The organism is Chitinophagales bacterium (assembly GCA_020636495.1).
Lineage (GTDB): Bacteria > Bacteroidota > Bacteroidia > Chitinophagales > Chitinophagaceae > UBA5543.
Map to the genome: position 1 here is coordinate 1 of JACJXQ010000024.1, position 2,706 is coordinate 2,706.

Here is a 2,706-nt window from a genome sequence, read left to right on the forward strand (position 1 = left end):
GTTACCATTTAACACAGTATACAAATCAGACCATGGCATACCATTAGCTGAAGTTTGGTAATGAGCTGAAGGACCATAACCACTGAGCCTGTCAGCTCTGAATGTACCTGTACGAGGGGCCGCGGCACCACTTAAAGGAACAGTACCCGTTGAACTAATAATGGTATTGGTAAAGTTGTCAGATGAATTGGAACCTGAACCATTATCCAGTTCTCCTATCAGGTTCAGACTAACTCCGTTAGGTGCAATGATATTGTTTTCCATATCACCAACATAAGTGTGGTCTATATTAACCTTTATACTTACATCAGTAATAATTGCTCCCGCAGGAATACCAGCTACTGCAATTGTACTATAAACACCTGCAGGATCTGCATCCGGTACTGCAAGAGCTGTATTATTAGTAAACGTCATAGTATGTAAGGCGTTTGGATCACCCCTCATTTGCCATTGATAAGCAGGATATGTTCCGGAAGCTGATGCACTAAATGTCGCAGCATCACCACATACCGCTGATGTATTACTTGGTGAACTGGTAATAACCGCAGGTACACATGGCTGAATATCTACAATATATTCCTCAGTTTCACCATAACCAGTAATCTCTTCGCATGGAGAGAAACCATCAGGATAAAAACCATAAGAGCTTCTCACTCTCATTCCGGTAAGACCTGGAGTTACGCTTGAAGGTATATCTATAAACCTATCGAAAATAGCATCCGGGTTTGACAGCACATCAAAGCCTGCAACGTTATTACCGATCCTGGTTACTTCACTGGCTTCATATATTCCATTACGGTTAAAGTCAATCCATACTGCATAGCCATCAAGGTTTCCAAGAGAAGCGCTGTATGCAACACCTTCTATATGGATCGGGTTAAGTGTTCCTGAATAGATGGTTGTTGGCGGCAATGTTGTTTTATAATCTCCAAATCCATTAGGCGAACAGGCGCTGCTGTTATCCAGTGTACTGATAGCCACCCTTGTAATGTTATCACCCAAGGAACAATCCTCAACAGGTGGTGTACAATAACATTCTATAAATGGATTTAAAGTGATGGTAACAGGTGAAGAGGTTGTGCTATTACCAGTACATGTTACGATACACTGGTAAGAGGTAACTCCCAATACAGTTGCTGTATAGAATGGATAAATAGCTCCGGGAACGTTTACAAATCCTGAACCTGTATTCTCCTGCCACTGATAAGTAACGTTATTACCCGCTGTGGTATTTTCCAGGCTAAGATCCACTGTATTGCCATAGCAGATAGTTGGAGAAGAAGCCAATGTATTACCTGGTGCAGGAGTACCCGAACAAGGCGGGTTAGCTACTAATTCAACAAGATAATCTTCTACCTGTCCATAGGTTGAATTACCACAAGGTGTACTATTTGCACCCAAAGAAGAATCATGTAGTCGAACTCTCATTTTAGCTGTACCCGGTGTGGCTGTCACAGGTATATGAATAACTCCGCTATGCGGGCCAACTCCTAATGCTGATGTGTATGCTAGCTCACCAGCATCATTGAAGTCACCATCCAAATTATAGTCGATCCAAACCAAGACCTGATCAGTTGGATATGGGTCATCATTTAAAGTAACAGTGATAGGTATATAAGTTCCCTGCAGTGCATTGGTAGAAAGAGCAGTAAAGTCTTCGTACCCTGCACTTGAAAATGAAGTATTATCAATTGTGCCAAATTGGACACGGCTGATCTTTTCAAATAAAGTACTTGTTGCGCCTGCTGCACAATAACAGTTCAGATAACTGTTCATAGTTACCTGCACCGGTGCAGAAGTAGCTGACAATGTGCTAAAAGTACAAGTGACCACACACTGATACCAGGTTGCTGTAGTTTGTGAAGTTGAAATATTGGCAGCGTTTGCACCGAAGTTAGTCCATGGACCTGTAGATGAAGGACCTGATTGCCATTGATAGGTAGTTCCCGCACCCTGTGCATTTTGCAACGAAAGATTAAATGATGTACCTGAACAAACCTGGGGGACAGATGATACTGTATTACCTGGGTCAGGCGTACCGGCACAGTTCAAATTTGGTAGTACATTAACTGAATAGTCTTCTATCTCACCAAATGTATAGCTTGTACAACCACTCCAGGTAGGTGCAGTGGCACCCCATACTACTGCCACCCGCATACGAGTTACACCAGTTGTTGCTGTGCCAGGAACATTTATACCTAATGTATGTGGTCCGGAAGAAGAAGTAGCAGACGCTACTAAATATGCTTCAGTTGCCAGGTCCCAAACTTCATTCTGGTTCCAATCAATCATTGCCCATACATAATCATTGGCATCAGGGTCAATACTAACTGATATTGAAGTGGCGTCACCCTGCGTAACAGTGGCCTGCTGAGCAGTGTAATCGTTAAGCCCGGCTACTCCAGCTGTAGTATTGTTTATTCCCGCATAAGTTACGTTTGTGACAAACTCAAAAGTTACACTGCTTGTAGCGGGAGCACAATATGCATCAGGTAGAACACTGTTCTGGCTGGTGCTATTTGTCATGTCCTGTAAGAACTTGCCATATTTTGCATTAATTGTAGCAATATCTCCTTTTTTCCTCAGCGCTTCTATTTCTTTCATGATATTGAGGTACTCCGTTTTTCTATTTGGAGCTATCACTTTTTTCTCCTGACTAACGTTGAAAGGCTTTGAATTCCTTCCACTCAATGTAGTATTTGAAAC

At 42.3% G+C, this 2,706-nt stretch carries 1 protein-coding gene; it reads right to left on the reverse strand.

What is annotated here, in order from left to right; translation table 11 throughout:
• A partial coding sequence (locus tag H6550_16680; GenBank protein MCB9047773.1) for a proprotein convertase P-domain-containing protein occupies nucleotides 1–2,604 on the reverse strand: 2,604 nt, incomplete at its 3' end.
• Between the last annotated feature and the right edge of the window lie 102 nt (nucleotides 2,605–2,706).